Here is a 16,198-nt window from a genome sequence, read left to right as displayed (position 1 = left end):
TGCAACATCAGATGCGGCAAAGTTCGCTGACTGTTCCCGTTCGCCGCAAGTCCTCGGAAACCATGACATGACAATCACGCGCCGCGATTTCCTTGTCGCGTCGGCGGGCCTTGCCGCAATGCCGGTCCTGCGTGCAAACGCCGCGCCCCTGCCGCGCGAGGCGGACATCGTCGTGATCGGCGCCGGGGCCGCGGGAATCGCCGCAGCGCGGCGCATCATGGCGACCGGCCGCAAGGTCGTGGTGATGGAAGCGGCATCGCAGATCGGCGGCCGCTGTATCACCGACGGAACCACCTTTGAGGTGCCGTTCGACCGCGGTGCGCGCTTGATGCACAATCCTGACACCAATCCGATGATCCGGCTGGCGCGCAGCGTCGGGCTGGACGTGCTGCCGGCGCCAACGGGCCAGAAGATGCGCATCGGCCGCCGCAACGCGCGCGCGGGCGAGACCGAGCAATTCCTGGCGGCGCTGGTGCGCGCCAACCGCGCCATCGACGATGCCTCGCGGGCCAAGCTGGACACGTCCTGCGCCTCCGTGCTGCCGAAGGATCTCGGCGATTGGGCCGGCGCGGCCGAGTTCATGCTGGGCGCGAGCTTCGCCGGCAAGGATTTGAAGGAGCTGTCCGCGATCGACAAGGGGCGTGCGCAGGACCGCAACGCGGCGATCGTCTGTCGTCAGGGCCTGGGCACGCTGATCACGAAGCTCGGCGAACAGGCGCCGGTGGCGCTGTCGACGCCGGCGAGCCGTATCAGCTGGAGCAATCGCGACGTCAACGTGGAGACGCCAGCAGGGAAGATCGCCGCACGCGCCGTCATCGTCACGGTCTCGACCAACGTGCTGACATCGGGCGCGATCAAGTTCACGCCCGACATTCCCAAACGCACGCTGGACGCGGCCTCGAAGCTCGGCCTCGGCAGCTATGATCGCATCGTGCTGCAATTGCCGGGCAATCCGCTCGGCCTGTCGCGCGACGATATCCTGATCGAGCAGAGCAATTCGACCCGCACGGCGCTGATGTTCGCCAATATCGGCGGCTCCTCGCTGTGTTCGATCGATGTCGGCGGCTCGTTCGGCCGCGATCTCTCCGAGCAGGGCGAGAAGGCGATGGCTGCCTTTGCCAGGGAGTGGATCACCAAATTGTTCGGCAGCGAAGCCGCTTCTGCCGTCGGGAAGACCAGCGCCACGCGCTGGAACGCCTCGCCCTTCGTGATGGGCGCGATGTCGGCGGCTGCCCCCGGCGGCCAGCTGTCGCGAAAAATCCTGAGCGAGCCGATCGGCAATGTGTTCCTCGCGGGCGAGGCCACGCACGAGACGCTGTGGGGCACCGTCGACGGCGCCTGGGAAAGCGGTGAGCGCGCCGCGGACGCAGCCTTGCGCAAGATCGGTGCGCTCAAGGACGATCCTGCGGATGTGCCGACGCAGTCGACGAAGCGGCGCCGCACGCCGCGACAGTAGGCGGGGATTTAGCGCAACACCCCGTCCAGCACCGGCAGCCCCGCGATCACCGCAATCGCGATCAGCGCGTAGCAGATCGCACGAAACACTTTCTCGCTCGCGCGTCCGAACAGCGAGGCGCCGAACGCGACGCCGATGGCGTAGACCGGGCCGACGATCAGCGAGAGCACAAGCGATTCGCGGCTGATCAGGCCTGTGGTCGCGTAACTGATTAGCGAGAAGAAATCGGACGCGCCGAAGAACAGCACGATATTGGCGCGCGCGACGATCGGTGCGATCGGGCGGCCGAGCCAATAGCCGACGATCGGAGGGCCGCCGGTCTGCGCGAGGCCGCTGCAGAAGCCCGAGAGGCCGCCGATGCCGACCGAAAGCCAGGCGTGGTCCTTGCCGCGATAGCGCCATCCCGACAGCAGCAGGAGCAGCAGCGCCGCGACGAAGCAGGAGATGATCCAGCGCGTGGTGACGGGCTCGAGCACGCTGAGGAAATAGGTGCCGACGGGAACGCCGACCAGCGCGCCCAGCACGATCACGGCGGTTGCCTTGCGATCCGCCTTCCGCCACGCATCCGGCAGCAGCGGCGCGGCCGCGACGAAATCAATCACCAGAAGCAAGGCGGCGACGAGCCGCGGCGCGGCGATGCTGCTCGCCAGCGGCATGAAGATCAGCGCGGAGCCGAAGCCGGAGAAGCCGCGTGCGGTACCGGAAACGAACGCGACGGCGCAGAGCGCCATCGCGATGCTGAGGTTGACGTCCTTCGGAAGAAAATCCGTCAGCGTCATCCGCGAAGAGTGCCGCCGGTCTTCTTCGTGACCTCGGCCACGATCTTCGCGGCGACGGCCTCGATCTCCTGATCGGTCAGCGTCTTCTCGCGCGGCTGGATCGTCACGGCGATGCCGATGGATTTCTTGCCGTCGTCGATGCCCTTGCCCTCGTAGACGTCGAACACGTTCACGCCGGTGATCAACTTCTTGTCGACACCCTGCGCGGCCCGCACGATGTCGCCGGCCTTCACGCTGCGATCGACGATGAAGGCGAAGTCGCGCGTGACAGGCTGGAATGCCGAGAGCTCGATCACGGGCTTGGCGCGGGTCGGCTTCTTCTTCGCCTCGGGGATGCGGTCGAGGATCACCTCGAACACCATGAGCGGACCGTCGGCGCCGAGCGCCTCGAGCGCTCTGGGATGCACCTCGCCGAAATGGCCGAGCGCGTTCTGCGGCCCGATCTGGATCGTGCCGGAGCGGCCCGGATGCAGCCATGCGGGGCCGCCGGCGACGATCTGCAGCGCCTGCATCGGCGCGCCGGCGGCTGCCAGCACGGCCAGCGCATCCGCCTTGGCGTCGAAAACGTCAGCCTGGGCCGAGCCGGACCAATGCCGACCCAGACCTTCCGAGGAGGCAAAGCCGCGGCGCACGCCGGCTGCGGCCGTGAACTGATCCTCCGGGCGGTCGCCCTTGAAAATTTGGCCGACCTCGAACAACGCGACATCGCTGACGCCGCGGTTGGCGTTGGCCTGTGCCGCCGCGATCAGGCCCGCGAGCAGCGTCGGACGCATGTCGGAGAGATCCGCCGCGATCGGGTTGGCGACTTCCAACTCGCGCTGGCCGCCGCCGAACAGCTTTGCCGCGGATTTCGTGATGAACGACCAGGTCACCGCTTCGATGACGCCGCGGCTTGCGAGCGCGCGCCTGGCGCGCCGGGTTCGCTGCTGAAGCGGCGTCAGCACCGGCTTGCGCGCGTCCTCGCCCCGCTCGAACGGCGTCATCGGCACCTTGTCGACGCCGACAATGCGGACGATCTCCTCGACGATGTCGGCCTTGCCGTGCACGTCGGAACGCCACGAGGGCACCGCGACTTTCACCACCGGGCCGGGGCCCGCCATCATGAAGCCGAGATGGGTCAAGATGCGCTTCATCTCGGGTTGCGTCACCTCGATGCCGGAGAGGCGCTTCACCTCGGTGAGCGGGAAATCGATCACGCGATCCTCGCCAAAGGCCTTGCCGGCCACGACGGTCTCGGACGGCGTGCCGCCGCACATCTCCATCACCAGCCTGGTCGCGAGCTCCAGCCCCGGCACCATGAAGGCCGGATCGACGCCGCGCTCGAAGCGGTAGCGCGCGTCCGAATTGATGCCGAGCTTGCGGCCGGTCTGGGCGATGTTGATCTCGTTCCACAGCGCCGATTCGATTAACACGTCGGTGGTTTCGTCGTCACAGCCCGAGGCTTCGCCGCCCATGATGCCGGCGAGCGATTCCACGCCGTGCTCGTCCGCGATCACGCAGATCGCGGGATCGAGATTGTAGGTGCGGCCGTCCAGCGCGAGCAGCGTCTCGCCGTCACGGGCACGGCGCACGACGAGATTGCCCTTCACCTTCCTGGCGTCGAACACGTGCAGCGGCCGCGCGCGGTCGTAGGTCATGAAGTTGGTGATGTCGACCAGCGCGTTGATCGGACGCAGCCCGATCGCGGTCAGCCGCTTCTGCAGCCATTCCGGCGATGGGCCGTTCTTGACGCCGCGCACGAGGCGCATCGCGAAACCCGGACACAGCGTGGCGTCTTCGACCGTGACCTGCACGGGACAAGGAAATTCGCCCTTGACCGGCTTGATCGTCGGGTCCTTGAATTTGCCCATGTCGGCGGCGGCGAGGTCGCGCGCGATGCCGTGCACGCCGGTGCAGTCCTGACGGTTCGGCGTCAGATTGATCTCGACCACGGGATCGCCGAGGCCGGCCCATTCGGCGTAAGCAGCGCCGATCGGCGCGTCGGCCGGCAATTCCATGATGCCGTCATGGTCGTTGGAGATCTGCAGCTCGGCCGCCGAGCACAGCATGCCGCGGCTCTCGACGCCGCGGATGGTGCCGACACCGAGCGTGATGTCCTTGCCGGGAATGTAGGTGCCGGGCGGCGAGAACACGCTGACGAGCCCGCTGCGCGCATTCGGCGCGCCGCAGACGACTTGCACCGGCGCCGCGCCGTGACCGGTATCGACCATGCAGACGCGCAGCCGATCCGCATTCGGGTGCTGCTCCGCCGAGATCACCTTCGCAATGGTGAACGGCTTGAGCGCCTTCGCCTTGTCCTCGATGTTCTCGACCTCGAGCCCGATCATGGTGAGCTTGTCGGCGAGTGCGTCGAGCGGCTCGTCGGTGTCGAGATGATCCTTCAGCCAGGAGAGGGTGAATTTCATGGCTGTTTGCCTCGGCTCTTGTCGGTGATTGCGGAGTGATCTTGGGCGGTATCGATGTTCCCTCCCCCCTTGTGGGGGAGGGTCAGGGAGGGGGGTGAGCCGCGGGCGCCGGCGGCAGCTGCTTGGCGAATTGCCTCAACAACTCCCTCGAGGTTCGTCATGACCTCATCGTTGGTGAAGCGCAGCACCCGAAAGCCCTCGGCTGCGAAGAAGGCGTCGCGACGCCCGTCCTTCTTTTGGCGTTCCTCGAAATCGTGGGATTCTCCATCAAGCTCGATGATGAGCTTCGAGGAGAAGCACACGAAGTCGGCGATGTAATTTCCAATCGGCGTTTGGCGGCGGATGCCAACACCGTCCATGCGGTCAGCTTTCAGGTAGCGCCACAGCAGTGTTTCGGCATACGTCATCGCTCGCCGAAGCTGCTTGGCCCGGCTGCGCTGGCGTTCGCTCACAACTGCGTGCGGCATCCGCGGCTACCCCCCTCCCTGACCCTCCCCCACAAGGGGGGAGGGAACCGAGAGAGTCTTCGTATGGCTGATCACGCGCTCAATCCTCCCGCCAGCGTCGGCACTTCCAGCGGCTTGAAGCCGTAATGGCTCAGCCAGCGGACGTCGCTGTCGAACAGCTGGCGCAGATCGGCGATGCCGTATTTCAGCATGGCGATGCGGTCGATGCCCATGCCCCACGCGAAGCCCTGGTACTCGTCGGGATCGATGCCGCAGGCGCGCAGCACGTTCGGGTGCACCATGCCGCAGCCGAGAATCTCGAGCCAGTCCTCGCCTTCGCCGAAGCGGATCTCGCCCTTGTCGCGGCGGCACTGGATGTCGACTTCCAGCGACGGCTCGGTGAACGGGAAGAACGACGGGCGGAAGCGCATGTTGATGTGGTCGACCTCGAAGAATGCCTTGCAGAACTCGTGCAGGATCCATTTGAGGTGGCCGAGATGCGAGGTCTTGTCGATGACGAGGCCTTCGACCTGGTGGAATTGCGGCGTGTGGGTCGCGTCCGAATCGATGCGGTAGGTGCGGCCCGGGCAGATCACGCGGATCGGCGGCTTCTGGCTCAGCATGGTGCGCACCTGCACCGGCGAGGTGTGGGTTCGCAGCAGCATGCGCGAGCCGTCTTCCTTCGGATGGAAGAAGAAGGTGTCGTGCATCTCGCGCGCCGGATGGCCTTCCGGAAAATTCAGCTTGGTGAAGTTGTAATCGTCGGTCTCGATGTCGGGGCCTTCGGCCACCGAGAATCCCATGTCGGCGAAGATCGTTGTCAGCTCGTCCCAGACCTGGCTCAGCGGATGGATGCGGCCGGCTTCCGTCGGCGCATCGCGCAGCGGCAGCGTGACGTCGACGGTCTCGGACGCGAGACGCGCATCGAGCGCCGCCGATTTCAGAACGTCGCGCCGTGCGGCGAGCGCCTGGGTGACCTCGTCCTTGGCCTGGTTGATCGCCGCGCCCTGCGTCTTGCGTTCGTCCGGCGACATCTTGCCGAGCGTTGCCAGCAGCGCGGAAATCGAGCCCTTCTTGCCGAGGGCTGCGACACGCACGACTTCGAGCGCGGCCTCGTCGGCAGCGGCGGCGATGTCGGCGATGATCTGGGCTTGGAGCTGGGCAAGATCGGTCATGGCAATCCCTTTTGGCCAGGATGCTGAGCCGATGATCCTAGCCCGTCACACCCGGCATGGCGCCGGGCTTCCACGTCGGAGAAGTGTTTGCGCGAGGATGAGGGCCGGGGCAGTCGGGCGCGGAAACGCGCCTCTGCCCGGGCCATCACAAGCTACGCAGAGCACGGTGCAGGACGGCTTTCCGCCGCCAGCACAGCTCTGGCCTCATCAGGCCGCGAGGGCGGCCTTGGCCTTCTCGGCGATCGCCTGGAACGCCGCAGGCTCGCTGATCGCGAGATCGGACAGCACCTTGCGGTCCACGGTGATCCCGGACTTGGCCATGCCGTCGATAAATCGGCTGTAGGTCAGGCCGAACGGACGGACGGCAGCATTGATGCGCTGGATCCAGAGCGCGCGGAAGGTCCGCTTCTTGCGCTTGCGGTCACGGAAGGCATATTGCATCGCCTTCTCGACCGCCGGCTTGGCGGCGCGGATGGTGTTCTTGCGGCGGCCATAGAAGCCCTTGGCGGCCTTGTAGACTTTCTTGTGCTTGGCGTGGGCGGTCACACCGCGTTTGACGCGAGACATGACGAAATCCTTCAGAGATGACTTTGGTTATCGGATTGCCGCGTAACAGGCGGCACGGTCGGCAATGATCTTGGACGTCCTTGGACGCGATCAGGCGTTCGGCAAGAAGTACTTCTTGACGTTGTCGCCGTCGGTCTTGAACAGCACCGCGGTGCCGCGCAGCTGACGGATCTGCTTCTTCGTCCGCTTGATCATGCCGTGACGCTTGCCGCGATGGGCGAACATCACCTTGCCGGTGGCAGTCACCTTGAAGCGCTTTTTGGCGCCCGATTTGGTCTTCAGCTTGGGCATTTGGCTCTCCTAATGGCACAGGGATCCGCCCGCGAAGGCGGCTGGCCGTCAAAAATGCTCGTTAGAGCGTTGATTGTGCTCAGGTTTTGCGAACAAGCGCGAAACCCGCACGGACACCGCCACGGCAGCCCTTAATCAGCCGGGCGATGAAGGCCGGGCTTATGACAGAGAACGGGCGAATTGGCAACGATGAACCAGCGGAACCTACCGGCCGACTATTCGGTGCTGGTACACTTATGTCCAAGCGGTGTCGCCCGGAGCAGGACCAAAATGGCCCATTTGTCCCAAATGCTTTTCTCTTTGACTGATTTCGTCCGCCCGCGCCGTCTGGCGCTGCTTGCCGTACTCGCCACGGCCGCGCTGCCATCGACCGCCGATGCCCGCGTCGGCGGTTATGACGGCATCTGGAATGTCACCTTCGCCACCACCCGGGGCAATTGCAGCTCGGGCTACAGCGTGCCCTTCACGGTGACGGGCAGCCGGGTCTCCTCCGCCGGCGGCGGCCGGGTCTCCGGTACGGTCAAGCGCGGCGGCGCCGTGGCGGTCCATGTCTCGGTCGGCGCCTCCCATGCCAGCGGCGGCGGCCGGCTCGCCGGCGTGAACGGCACCGGCTCGTGGAAGGGCATCATTTCCGGCGACCAGTGCAGCGGCACCTGGCAGGCGACGCGGACCTGAACGAAAACGGCCCGCCGGAGATCCGGACGGGCCGTTGAAATCTCTATCTTGAAAAGCCGGCGTCAGCGCGGCGCCAGCACCATGACGACCTGGCGGCCTTCGAACCGGGCGTCCTGCTCGACCTTGGCGAACTCGGCGACGTCGCTCTTGACCTTGTCCAGAAGCTTTGTCCCGATCTCCTGGTGCGCCATTTCGCGGCCGCGATAGCGCAACGTGATCTTGACCTTGTCGCCTTCTTCGAAGAACCGCTGCATCGCGCGCATCTTCACGTCGTAATCGTGGTCGTCGATCATCGGGCGGAGCTTGATCTCCTTGATCTCGACGATCTTCTGCCGCTTGCGGGCTTCGGCGGCTTTCTTCTGGGCGGAATACTTATACTTCCCGTAGTCCATGATCTTGCAGACGGGAGGGCTGACGTTCGGCGAGATCTCGACCAGATCCATGCCGGCTTCCTGGGCCATGCGGATAGCCGCGACGGTCTCCACGGTGCCTTTGTTGTCACCGGCCTGATCGATCAGCTGAATCTGCGCATTGCGGATATCGTCATTGATGCGCGGCCCGTCTTTGCTGGCAACGGGCGGGGCTTTATTGGGACGGCGAATGGGTTGTTCTCCAAAGTTGTGAAAGAGGCGGCTACTGTGCAGGAATATAGGTTTGCCGGCAAGCAATTCGCTCGGGCGGGAGGCGAAATACCCTCAAATGCGAGGCATTTCGGTCACGCCCATCGGCACCCCGACGGACATAGACACCTTGCTTCTGTTCCGCAAGCGTCCCAAACGGCCAATCCGGGCTGCGCCGCGGACTACGCCCGGACAGTTCAAACTGCACAGCCAGAGTAAACGTTCCATGAGTGATGCCATTCCCGAGGCCGTTCTCGACTTCATCGATGTGGGCGAGGGCACATCCGCCCGCAGGATCGCGGTGCGCAGCCGTGCCGGCAAGGGCCCCGGCCTGGTTTGGCTGGGCGGATTCAAGTCGGACATGCTGGGTGGCAAGGCCGTAGCCTTGGACGCCTGGGCCAAAGACCACGGCCGCGCCATGGTCCGGTTCGACTATTCCGGTCACGGCGAATCCGGCGGCGATTTCGCCGACGGAACCATCGGACGCTGGCTGGAGGAGTGCGTGGCGGTGTTCGAACGGTTCTGCGATGGCCCGCAGGTCCTGATCGGCTCGTCCATGGGCGGCTGGATGGCGCTGCTGCTCGCGCGCGAAATCAAGAAGCGTTATGGCGCGGCCTCGCTCGCCGGGCTCGTGCTGATCGCGCCGGCGCCTGATTTCACCGAAGAGCTGATGTGGAAGAATTTCTCGCCCGCGGTGAAGCAGGAGATCGAGACCAAGGGCGTCTGGATGCGCCCGTCGGAATATGGCGACGGCTCGCCCTATCCGATCACGCGAAAGCTGATCGAGGAGGGCCGCAACCATCTCGTGCTCGGCAGCGCCATCGATCTCGGCTGCCCGGTCCGCATCCTGCAGGGCGCGAAGGATCCCGACGTGCCCTGGCAGCACGCCTTCGCGCTGACGCATCGCCTGCCGGCCGACGACGTCGTGCTGACCATGATCCAGGACGGCGACCACCGCCTCTCCCGCCCGCAGGACATCGCGCGAATCCTTGCCGCGGTGGCGGAGATCGGGTGAAGTGTTGCTCAGCACGCGGTGTCATCGCCCGACTTGATCGGGCGATCCAGTACGCCGCAGCGGTCGCAATTGAGCCGAGATGCCTCGGCGTACTGGATGCCCCGGTCAAGCCGGGGCATGACGGAGATGGGAGAAACGCCGATGACCACCGCCATGCTGCGCGCCTTCTGCGACGCCGTCGAACAGCGCAACGGCCGCGCCTTCGCCGAGCTGTTCACCGAGGACGGCGTCTATCACGACGTGTTCTACGGCGCCTTCGCTGGCCGCGCAAAAATCGCTGCGATGATCGACGACTGGTTCTATCGCACGGCGACCGATTTCCGCTGGGATATGCATGATCCCGTGTCGGACGGCACCACGCTCTATGCGCGCTACACCTTCAGCTATCGTTCGACCTTGCCGGAAGCTGGCGGCGCGCGGGCGATGTTCGAGGGTGTCGCGATCATGACGCTGCGTGACGGCAGGATCGTGAACTATCACGAGGTCGCCAATACCGCACCGGCCTTCGTCGACCTGAAGTTCGCGCCTGAAAGAATCGCGAAGATCGTCGCCAAGCAGGGCGCGGAGCTGAAGGCGCGGCCGGAGATGCTGCGGCATCTTGCGTAGACGACAAGCTACCGCTTCGACGGATTCGCCATCGGCTTGCGCTGCGCCAGCGCGGCCACCGTCGCGGTGCCGATCGGCCCCTGTTCGTCATAGAGCCAGCATTCGCCGATCGCGACGCCATCGGTGGCGTGATGGTTCACCACCTCGAATCCGATCCAGTTCGTCACCGGCAGGCGGTGCAGATAGATCGTCACGTCGCTGTTGATGTAGCCGAGCCCGTTGTCGCCGGCATTGGCAAACGGGCTGGCGAAGTCGGCACCAACGGCGACATGGACGAACGGCGTCATCGGCACGCCGGCGACCAGCTCGCGCACCTCGCTCATCCAGAGCTTTCTCGGACCGAGCGAGCCCATATGGCCGACGATCGGGCGCGTGGTCCATTTGCCGTTCATGCCGAGCCTGGGATCGGTGGGTTTTGGAATGTCGGCCGGCTTCGGCACGTCCCAGTTCGGCGGCGACCAGACATTGCCATCCGGATTTTGTGTCTTGCGCAGCAGCTGGCACGAGGCCCGCGCCATGCTGACGCCGCCGGAGACGAACTCCGCCTCGACCACGCGGATGCGCAATCCATCGCGCACGAGGCGCGTCGTCACCTCGATCGGCTTGTCGATGGTCGGCAGCTTGTACATGTCGACGGTGAGCCGCGCCGGCATCAATTCGGGACCGGAATGGCGCTCCTCGATGGCAAAGCCGAGCAGCCCGACGACGACGCGTCCGTGCAGCGATTTCGGATCCCACGGACCATTGGCGGCTTCCGTCGGATGGAATGTGTCACCGTCGCGGGTGAAGAAAGGTAGGTTGGTCATGATGACCGACTTTGCGGGAACGCGCCGGGAAATCAAGGGCGGGAGGGCCGCAGCCACAACAGTAGGTGTCATCGCCCGCGCAGGCGGGCGATCCAGTACTCCGTGACGAACTTGGGTCACGCGATAGGCCGCGGCGTACTGGATTCCCCGCCTTCGCGGGGAATGACACCGAGGGTTAGGAAACGGCGTGCCACTCCGCACGCACGCTATCGTCGTGCTCGTTAGTTGCTGCGGCCGACTTCATCGCCTCAAACTCCTCCAGCGACACCAACCGCCCCAGCGCCCATACCGCAGCGCCGCGCACCAGCGGACTCGCGTCGTCGAGCAACCGCCGCGCTTCCGCCGCCAGCCCCGCGTCGCCCGAGTTGCCGATCGCAATCAGCACGTTCCGCAAGAACCGGTCGCGGCCGATGCGCTTGACCGGCGACTTCGTGAACAGCGTGCGGAACGCGGTGTCGTCGAGGCGTGCAAGTTCGGCAAGATCAGGCGCGCGCAGCTCGTCGCGTGCTGCGAGCCTGGCCTCGCGTCCCTCCTGTGCGAACTTGTTCCAGGGACAGGCGGCGAGGCAATCGTCGCAGCCATAGATGCGGTTGCCGATCGCCCTTCGAAATTCGTGCGGGATCGGTCCCTTGTTCTCGATGGTGAGATAGGAAATGCAGCGTCGCGCATCGAGCTCGTAGGGCGCGGGAAACGCCGCGGTCGGGCAGATGTCGAGGCAAGCCCGGCACGAGCCGCAATGATCGATCTCGGCATCGTCGCGCGGCAATTCGAGCGTGGTGTAGATTGCGCCGAGAAACAGCCACGAGCCGAACGCGCGCGAGACGAGGTTGGTGTGCTTGCCCTGCCAGCCGAGACCGGCGGTCTGCGCCAGCGGCTTCTCCATCACGGCGGCGGTGTCGACGAACACTTTCACGTCCGACGGCGCGGCTGCGACCAGCCAGCGCGCCAGCGCCTTCAGGCGCTTCTTGATGAGATCGTGATAGTCGTCGCCCTGTGCATAGACCGAGATCGCCGCGCGCGTGCGTTGCGCGAGGACTGCGAGCGGATCGGAATCGGGGCCGTAATTGACGCCGAGCATGATCACCGAGCGCACGTCGGCCCACAGCCCGCGCGGGTCGACGCGTCGCTCCGGCTGGTTCGCGAGCCAGTCCATGTCGCCATGACGGCCTGATGCGATGAATTCGAGAAAGTGTTGTCCGGCACTCTCGATCGTCCCGGGCTGGGTGATGCCGATGCAGTCGAAGCCGAGCGCACGCGCTTGCTCGTCGAGAGCAGCACGCAGCCCAACAGTGTCGGTGCTGGATCTAGCCACCAATATGTCCACGCTCGTCATGGCCGGGCTTGTCCCGGCCATCCACGATCTTGCTTGGCGCTCATGGAAAGTGAAACAACGTAGATGCCCGGGACAAGCCCGGGCATGACGACCTTCATCAGAAATCCAGGTCCACGTAGGTCCGCGATGCCGGCACGCCGGCCAGCCATTCGCTCAGCAGCGGACGGAACGACGGGCGGGACTTCACCCGCGCGTACCACGCCTTTGCTGAATCGTCCTCGCTCCATGGCACGTCGCCCAGATAGTCGATCGCCGAGAGATGCGCCGCGGCGGCGAGATCCGCGTAAGTGAGCCGGTCGCCGGCGAGGAAATTACGCGTCTGCGCCAGCCAGCCGATATAGGCCAGATGATAGCGCACATTGGCCTTGGCGGCGCGCATCACGTCGGCGGAAGGCGCCCCCCCGCCGTTCTCCTCGCTCATGAAACGCTTGTAGATGCGCTCCGTGACGAGAGGATGCGAGACCTCCTCGAAGAACTTTTCGTTGAACCAGGCCATCAGCCGGCGAACCTCGACGCGCTCGGAGATCGTCTCCGGCATCAGGCGCTTGGGTCCCATCTCGGCGCCATAGGCCTCGTCGACATATTCGGCGATGATCGCAGCGCCCGGGATCGGCGGCTGCTCGTCATCCAGCATGACGGGCGTCGTGCCCGCCGCATTGAGCAGCAGAAACGCCTCGCGCCGTTCCCAGCTGCGCTCTTCGACCAGCTTGAGGTCGAGCCCATATTCGCCCGCGATCAGACGGATGAAACGCGAATGCGGACAGAACGGATGATGAAACAGCGTAAACATGAAGCCTTTGACTATGTGATGGTGCTTAAGATTCCATCAATGTTTGTGCGGCGCCACACTAGTCCTTCAAAACCGCGAGGCAAGGGCGTGATTTCGCATTTTGCGATTGCGGCATGGGGGCGAATAGGCGAGAAGAGCCCCGCTTTTCCAGCCGAAATGGACCGTAAATATGTCAGACGCAATACGGGCAGTGATCCTCGGCATCATCGAGGGTGTGACCGAGTTCCTTCCCGTGTCCTCGACCGGCCATCTGCTGCTGGCGGAACGCTTCTTCCATCTCGGCGAAGGCGCCTTCTGGGATTCGTTTACGGTTCTGATCCAGCTGGGTGCGATCCTCGCGATCGTCGGGCTGTACTTCAAGAAGCTCTGGGACGTCGTGATCGGCTTCTTCACCGGCGACACCTATTCGCGCCGCTTCGTGATCGGCGTGCTGGTCGCGTTCCTGCCCGCCGTCATCGTCGGCCTCGTCGCCGGCAAATACATCAAGAGCGTGCTGTTCAATCCCTGGGTCGTGTGCTTCACGCTGATCGTCGGCGGCGCCATCCTGCTCTGGGTCGACAAGCTCGACCTCAAGCCGCGCGAGCATGACGCCACCAGGTTTCCGTTGCTGATGTATCTCTATATCGGCATCGCACAGTGCGTGGCGATGATCCCGGGCGTGTCGCGTTCCGGCGCCAGCATCGTCGCTGCGATGTTCCTCGGCGCCGACAAGCGCGCGGCGGCGGAGTTCTCGTTCTTCCTGGCCATTCCCACCATGATCGGCGCGTTCGCCTACGACTTCTACAAGAACCGCTCCGAGATGACGATGGACCACATGGGCGTCGTCGCGATCGGTTTCGTGGTGTCGTTCATCACCGCGATCATCGTGGTCAAGACGTTCCTGGAATACGTCACCCGGCACGGCTTCGTGGTGTTCGCCTGGTGGCGCGTCATCGTCGGCACGCTCGGCCTGATCGCGCTGGCGCTCGGGCGTTAAGCATTTCTGATCGGGGCTACGCCCGCATCACGTCTGCAACGCAAAATAAGCTTTTGGTCGCTAGTCAGTTTCCTACGCCGGGCGGCGCGCGCCCGGCACAGGAGCTGAGCCATGACACTCGTCAGCGGCTGGGGGCGTTTCCCGGTCGTCGATAGCGACGTGCTGCGCCCGCGCTCGTTCGCGGCGGTCGGCGAAGCCGTCTCGGCCGGCACCGTCGCGCGGGGCAATGGCCGCGCCTATGGCGATGCCGCGATCGGCGCGACGCGAACGCTGACGATGACCGGCTTCGACCGGGTCAGGTCGTTCGATCCGGCGACCGGTCGCATCCGTCTCGAAGCCGGCGTTCTGCTGTCGGACCTGATCGACACCTTCGGCCCGCGCGGCTTTCTGCCCTTCGTTGTGCCCGGCACGCGCTTCGTCTCGGTCGGCGGCGCCATTGCGGCCGACGTGCACGGCAAGAACCATCATTGCGAAGGCGGCTTCGGCCGCTACGTCGACAGCCTGCTGCTGCGCACCGGGCAGGGCGAGGTCATCGAGGCCTCGCGCGACGAGAATTCCGACGCCTTCTTCGCGACCGTCGGCGGCATGGGCCTGACCGGCATCATCCTGGAAGCGACGATGCGGTTGCGGCCGGTGGAAACCGGGTGGATCCGCGAGCGGGTGATCTCGGCGTCCGATCTCGATGCGGCGATGCGCGCACTCGAGGCGGGCGACGCCGCGACCTATTCGGTGGCCTGGATCGACTGCGTGGCACGCGGCCGCGATCTCGGCCGTTCGCTGATCTATCTCGGCGAGCATGCGGACAGGGGCGAACTGGCGGAAGGTGCCGATGCATTTCCGGTCGGCCAGGGCTCTCGCCTCAGCGTGCCGGTCGACCTGCCGTCGATCGCATTGAACCGCACCAGCGTCCGCGCCTTCAACGAGCTCTACTACCGCATGGGCGCGCGGCGCGCCGGCGGCAGCCATGTGGTTTCGCTCTATCCGTATTTCTTTCCGCTCGACAGCGTCGGTGGCTGGAATCGCATCTACGGCAAGCGCGGCTTCCTCCAGCATCAATGCGTGATCCCGCAAGCCGGCGCGCGCGCCGTGCTCGGCGAGATCCTCGATCGGGTCGCGCGGCGCGGCGACGCCTCCTTCCTCGCCGTGCTCAAGAAGCTCGGCCAGGGCGACGGCATCCTGTCGTTCCCGCTGCCTGGCTACACGCTGGCGCTGGACTTCCCGGTGAAGGGCGACATCCTGAATTTCCTCGACGAGATCGATCGCCTGGTCGTCGCCGCCGGCGGCCGGCTGTATCTGGCGAAAGATGCCCGGCAGTCGCGCGCGACCTTCGAGGCCGGCTATCCTGCCCTGCGGCGTTTCAACGCGATCCGCAAATCGCTCGATCCCGCCGGCAACATCCGATCGAAACTTTCACAGCGTCTGTTCGATGAGGTCTAGGCCGTGACGTCACGCAAATCCGTATTGGTGCTCGGCGGCTCCTCCGACATCGGCCGCGCCGCGGCGCGCGCCTTTGCCAAAGCGGGATACGATGTTGCCCTTGCCGGCCGCGACGTCGCCGCGCTGGAGCCAGATGCCGCCGATCTGCGTGCGCGTTACGATGTCGAGGTCGGCCTCCACAAATTCGACGTGCTCGACACCGCATCGTTCGAGAGCTTTATCGGAGCTCTTCCGGCGCTGCCCGAAATCGTCATCTCGATCGTCGGCCTGCTCGGCGTGCAGGCGGATGCCGAGAGCGATCTTGCCCACGCCACCGCGATCATGCGCTCGAACTACGAAGGGCCGGCGCTGATCCTCGGCCTGTTCGCCGAAAGATTCCTGGCGCGCGGCAGCGGCACGATCGTCGGCGTGTCGTCGGTAGCCGGTGATCGCGGCCGCGCCTCGAACTATGTCTATGGTTCGGCCAAGGCCGGCTTCTCCGCTTTCCTCTCCGGCCTGCGCGCCCGCGCCAGCCGTGGCGGCGTGCATGTCGTCACCGTCAAGCCCGGCTTCGTCCGCACCAGGATGACGGAGGGCATGAAGCTGATCGGCCCGCTCACCGTCGAGGCGCCGGTGGTCGGCGATGCCATTCTCCGCGCGGTCGAGAACAAGACCGACGTCGTCTATGTCAGCGGCAAATGGCGCCTCGTGATGCTGATCATCAAGACGCTGCCGGAAGCGGTGTTCAAGAAGCTGAAGTTTTGAGGGTGTAATCCCTCGCCCCGCTTGCTCCGCGAACTCGTCATGCCCGGCCTTGTGCCGGGCATCCACGTTCTCGGCGC

Annotated in this window: 18 protein-coding genes; 7 read left to right on the top strand and 11 right to left on the bottom strand. The window is 65.2% G+C overall.

Translation table 11 applies throughout. The annotated features are described in order from the left end of the window. Window positions 1-67: 67 nt before the first annotated feature. Window positions 68-1,456 (top strand): flavin monoamine oxidase family protein, encoded by a 1,389-nt coding sequence (locus tag CIT40_RS00705; protein ID WP_094894122.1) that lies wholly within the window; start codon window positions 68-70, stop codon window positions 1,454-1,456. An 8-nt stretch (window positions 1,457-1,464) separates the two neighbouring features. Here CIT40_RS00705 and CIT40_RS00700 read toward each other — a convergent pair whose 3' ends face one another. The 6 genes from CIT40_RS00700 to rpmI all read right to left on the bottom strand — a co-directional run bounded on the left by CIT40_RS00700 (window position 1,465) and on the right by rpmI (window position 7,119). Then, entirely contained in the window at window positions 1,465-2,235 is a 771-nt protein-coding gene (locus CIT40_RS00700) for a sulfite exporter TauE/SafE family protein (RefSeq protein WP_094894123.1), read from the bottom strand. Beyond that, window positions 2,232-4,640 (bottom strand): phenylalanine--tRNA ligase subunit beta, encoded by a 2,409-nt coding sequence (gene pheT / locus CIT40_RS00695; protein ID WP_094894124.1) that lies wholly within the window; start codon window positions 4,638-4,640, stop codon window positions 2,232-2,234. The genes CIT40_RS00700 and pheT overlap by 4 nt, the downstream gene beginning before the upstream one ends. Further along, window positions 4,637-5,107 (bottom strand): endonuclease domain-containing protein, encoded by a 471-nt coding sequence (locus CIT40_RS00690; protein WP_094894125.1) that lies wholly within the window; start codon window positions 5,105-5,107, stop codon window positions 4,637-4,639. The genes pheT and CIT40_RS00690 overlap by 4 nt, the downstream gene beginning before the upstream one ends. 71 nt (window positions 5,108-5,178) lie before the next feature. Next, the gene (gene pheS / locus CIT40_RS00685) at window positions 5,179-6,261 is read right to left on the bottom strand and encodes a phenylalanine--tRNA ligase subunit alpha (RefSeq protein WP_094894126.1); all 1,083 of its coding nucleotides are present in this window, start codon (window positions 6,259-6,261) and stop codon (window positions 5,179-5,181) included. A 207-nt stretch (window positions 6,262-6,468) separates the two neighbouring features. Beyond that, the gene (gene rplT, locus CIT40_RS00680; protein WP_028179126.1) at window positions 6,469-6,828 is read right to left on the bottom strand and encodes a 50S ribosomal protein L20; all 360 of its coding nucleotides are present in this window, start codon (window positions 6,826-6,828) and stop codon (window positions 6,469-6,471) included. A 90-nt stretch (window positions 6,829-6,918) separates the two neighbouring features. Then, window positions 6,919-7,119, bottom strand: a complete 201-nt coding sequence (gene rpmI, locus CIT40_RS00675; protein WP_008143958.1) for a 50S ribosomal protein L35 — start codon at window positions 7,117-7,119, stop codon at window positions 6,919-6,921. Between the two features lie 270 nt (window positions 7,120-7,389). Here rpmI and CIT40_RS00670 point away from each other — a divergent pair, with 270 nt between their 5' ends. Then, on the top strand, window positions 7,390-7,794 hold the full coding sequence (locus tag CIT40_RS00670) for a hypothetical protein (RefSeq protein ID WP_162307800.1): 405 nt from the start codon (window positions 7,390-7,392) through the stop codon (window positions 7,792-7,794). A gap of 62 nt (window positions 7,795-7,856) precedes the next feature. Here the strand turns inward: CIT40_RS00670 and infC are convergent, their stop codons facing one another. After that, window positions 7,857-8,396, bottom strand: coding sequence for a translation initiation factor IF-3 (gene infC, locus CIT40_RS00665; protein ID WP_094894656.1), 540 nt, complete (start codon window positions 8,394-8,396; stop codon window positions 7,857-7,859). Between the two features lie 244 nt (window positions 8,397-8,640). Between infC and CIT40_RS00660 the strand changes: the two genes are divergently transcribed. Beyond that, window positions 8,641-9,429, top strand: coding sequence for an alpha/beta hydrolase (locus CIT40_RS00660; protein WP_094894130.1), 789 nt, complete (start codon window positions 8,641-8,643; stop codon window positions 9,427-9,429). Window positions 9,430-9,437: 8 nt separating this feature from the next. Here the strand turns inward: CIT40_RS00660 and CIT40_RS00655 are convergent, their stop codons facing one another. Continuing rightward, a complete protein-coding gene (locus CIT40_RS00655) occupies window positions 9,438-9,584 on the bottom strand; it encodes a hypothetical protein (protein WP_162307309.1) in 147 nt (48 codons plus the stop codon). On the opposite strand from CIT40_RS00655, the gene CIT40_RS00650 reads away from it, so the two are divergent. Continuing rightward, window positions 9,571-10,035: a nuclear transport factor 2 family protein gene (locus CIT40_RS00650; RefSeq protein ID WP_162307798.1), complete on the top strand. Its 465-nt coding sequence runs from the start codon at window positions 9,571-9,573 to the stop codon at window positions 10,033-10,035. The genes CIT40_RS00655 and CIT40_RS00650 overlap by 14 nt on opposite strands. A gap of 8 nt (window positions 10,036-10,043) precedes the next feature. Here CIT40_RS00650 and CIT40_RS00645 read toward each other — a convergent pair whose 3' ends face one another. From CIT40_RS00645 to CIT40_RS00635, 3 genes are all read right to left on the bottom strand, one after another. Further along, window positions 10,044-10,841 (bottom strand): acyl-CoA thioesterase domain-containing protein, encoded by a 798-nt coding sequence (locus CIT40_RS00645; protein ID WP_094894135.1) that lies wholly within the window; start codon window positions 10,839-10,841, stop codon window positions 10,044-10,046. A gap of 175 nt (window positions 10,842-11,016) precedes the next feature. After that, window positions 11,017-12,174: a tRNA epoxyqueuosine(34) reductase QueG gene (gene queG, locus CIT40_RS00640; RefSeq protein ID WP_244611888.1), complete on the bottom strand. Its 1,158-nt coding sequence runs from the start codon at window positions 12,172-12,174 to the stop codon at window positions 11,017-11,019. Window positions 12,175-12,271: 97 nt separating this feature from the next. Further along, window positions 12,272-12,964 (bottom strand): glutathione S-transferase family protein, encoded by a 693-nt coding sequence (locus CIT40_RS00635; protein WP_094894140.1) that lies wholly within the window; start codon window positions 12,962-12,964, stop codon window positions 12,272-12,274. Between the two features lie 169 nt (window positions 12,965-13,133). Here CIT40_RS00635 and CIT40_RS00630 point away from each other — a divergent pair, with 169 nt between their 5' ends. From CIT40_RS00630 to CIT40_RS00620, 3 genes are all read left to right on the top strand, one after another. Continuing rightward, window positions 13,134-13,940, top strand: a complete 807-nt coding sequence (locus tag CIT40_RS00630; protein WP_094894142.1) for an undecaprenyl-diphosphate phosphatase — start codon at window positions 13,134-13,136, stop codon at window positions 13,938-13,940. Between the two features lie 111 nt (window positions 13,941-14,051). Then, a complete protein-coding gene (locus tag CIT40_RS00625) occupies window positions 14,052-15,377 on the top strand; it encodes an FAD-binding oxidoreductase (protein ID WP_094894145.1) in 1,326 nt (441 codons plus the stop codon). 3 nt (window positions 15,378-15,380) lie between these two features. Beyond that, on the top strand, window positions 15,381-16,121 hold the full coding sequence (locus tag CIT40_RS00620; RefSeq protein ID WP_094894147.1) for an SDR family oxidoreductase: 741 nt from the start codon (window positions 15,381-15,383) through the stop codon (window positions 16,119-16,121). The last annotated feature ends 77 nt before the right edge of the window (window positions 16,122-16,198 follow it).

The organism is Bradyrhizobium amphicarpaeae (assembly GCF_002266435.3).
Lineage (GTDB): Bacteria > Pseudomonadota > Alphaproteobacteria > Rhizobiales > Xanthobacteraceae > Bradyrhizobium > Bradyrhizobium amphicarpaeae.
The sequence above is the reverse complement of the archived record's forward strand: the minus strand, read 5'-3'. Positions and strand labels throughout refer to the sequence as shown.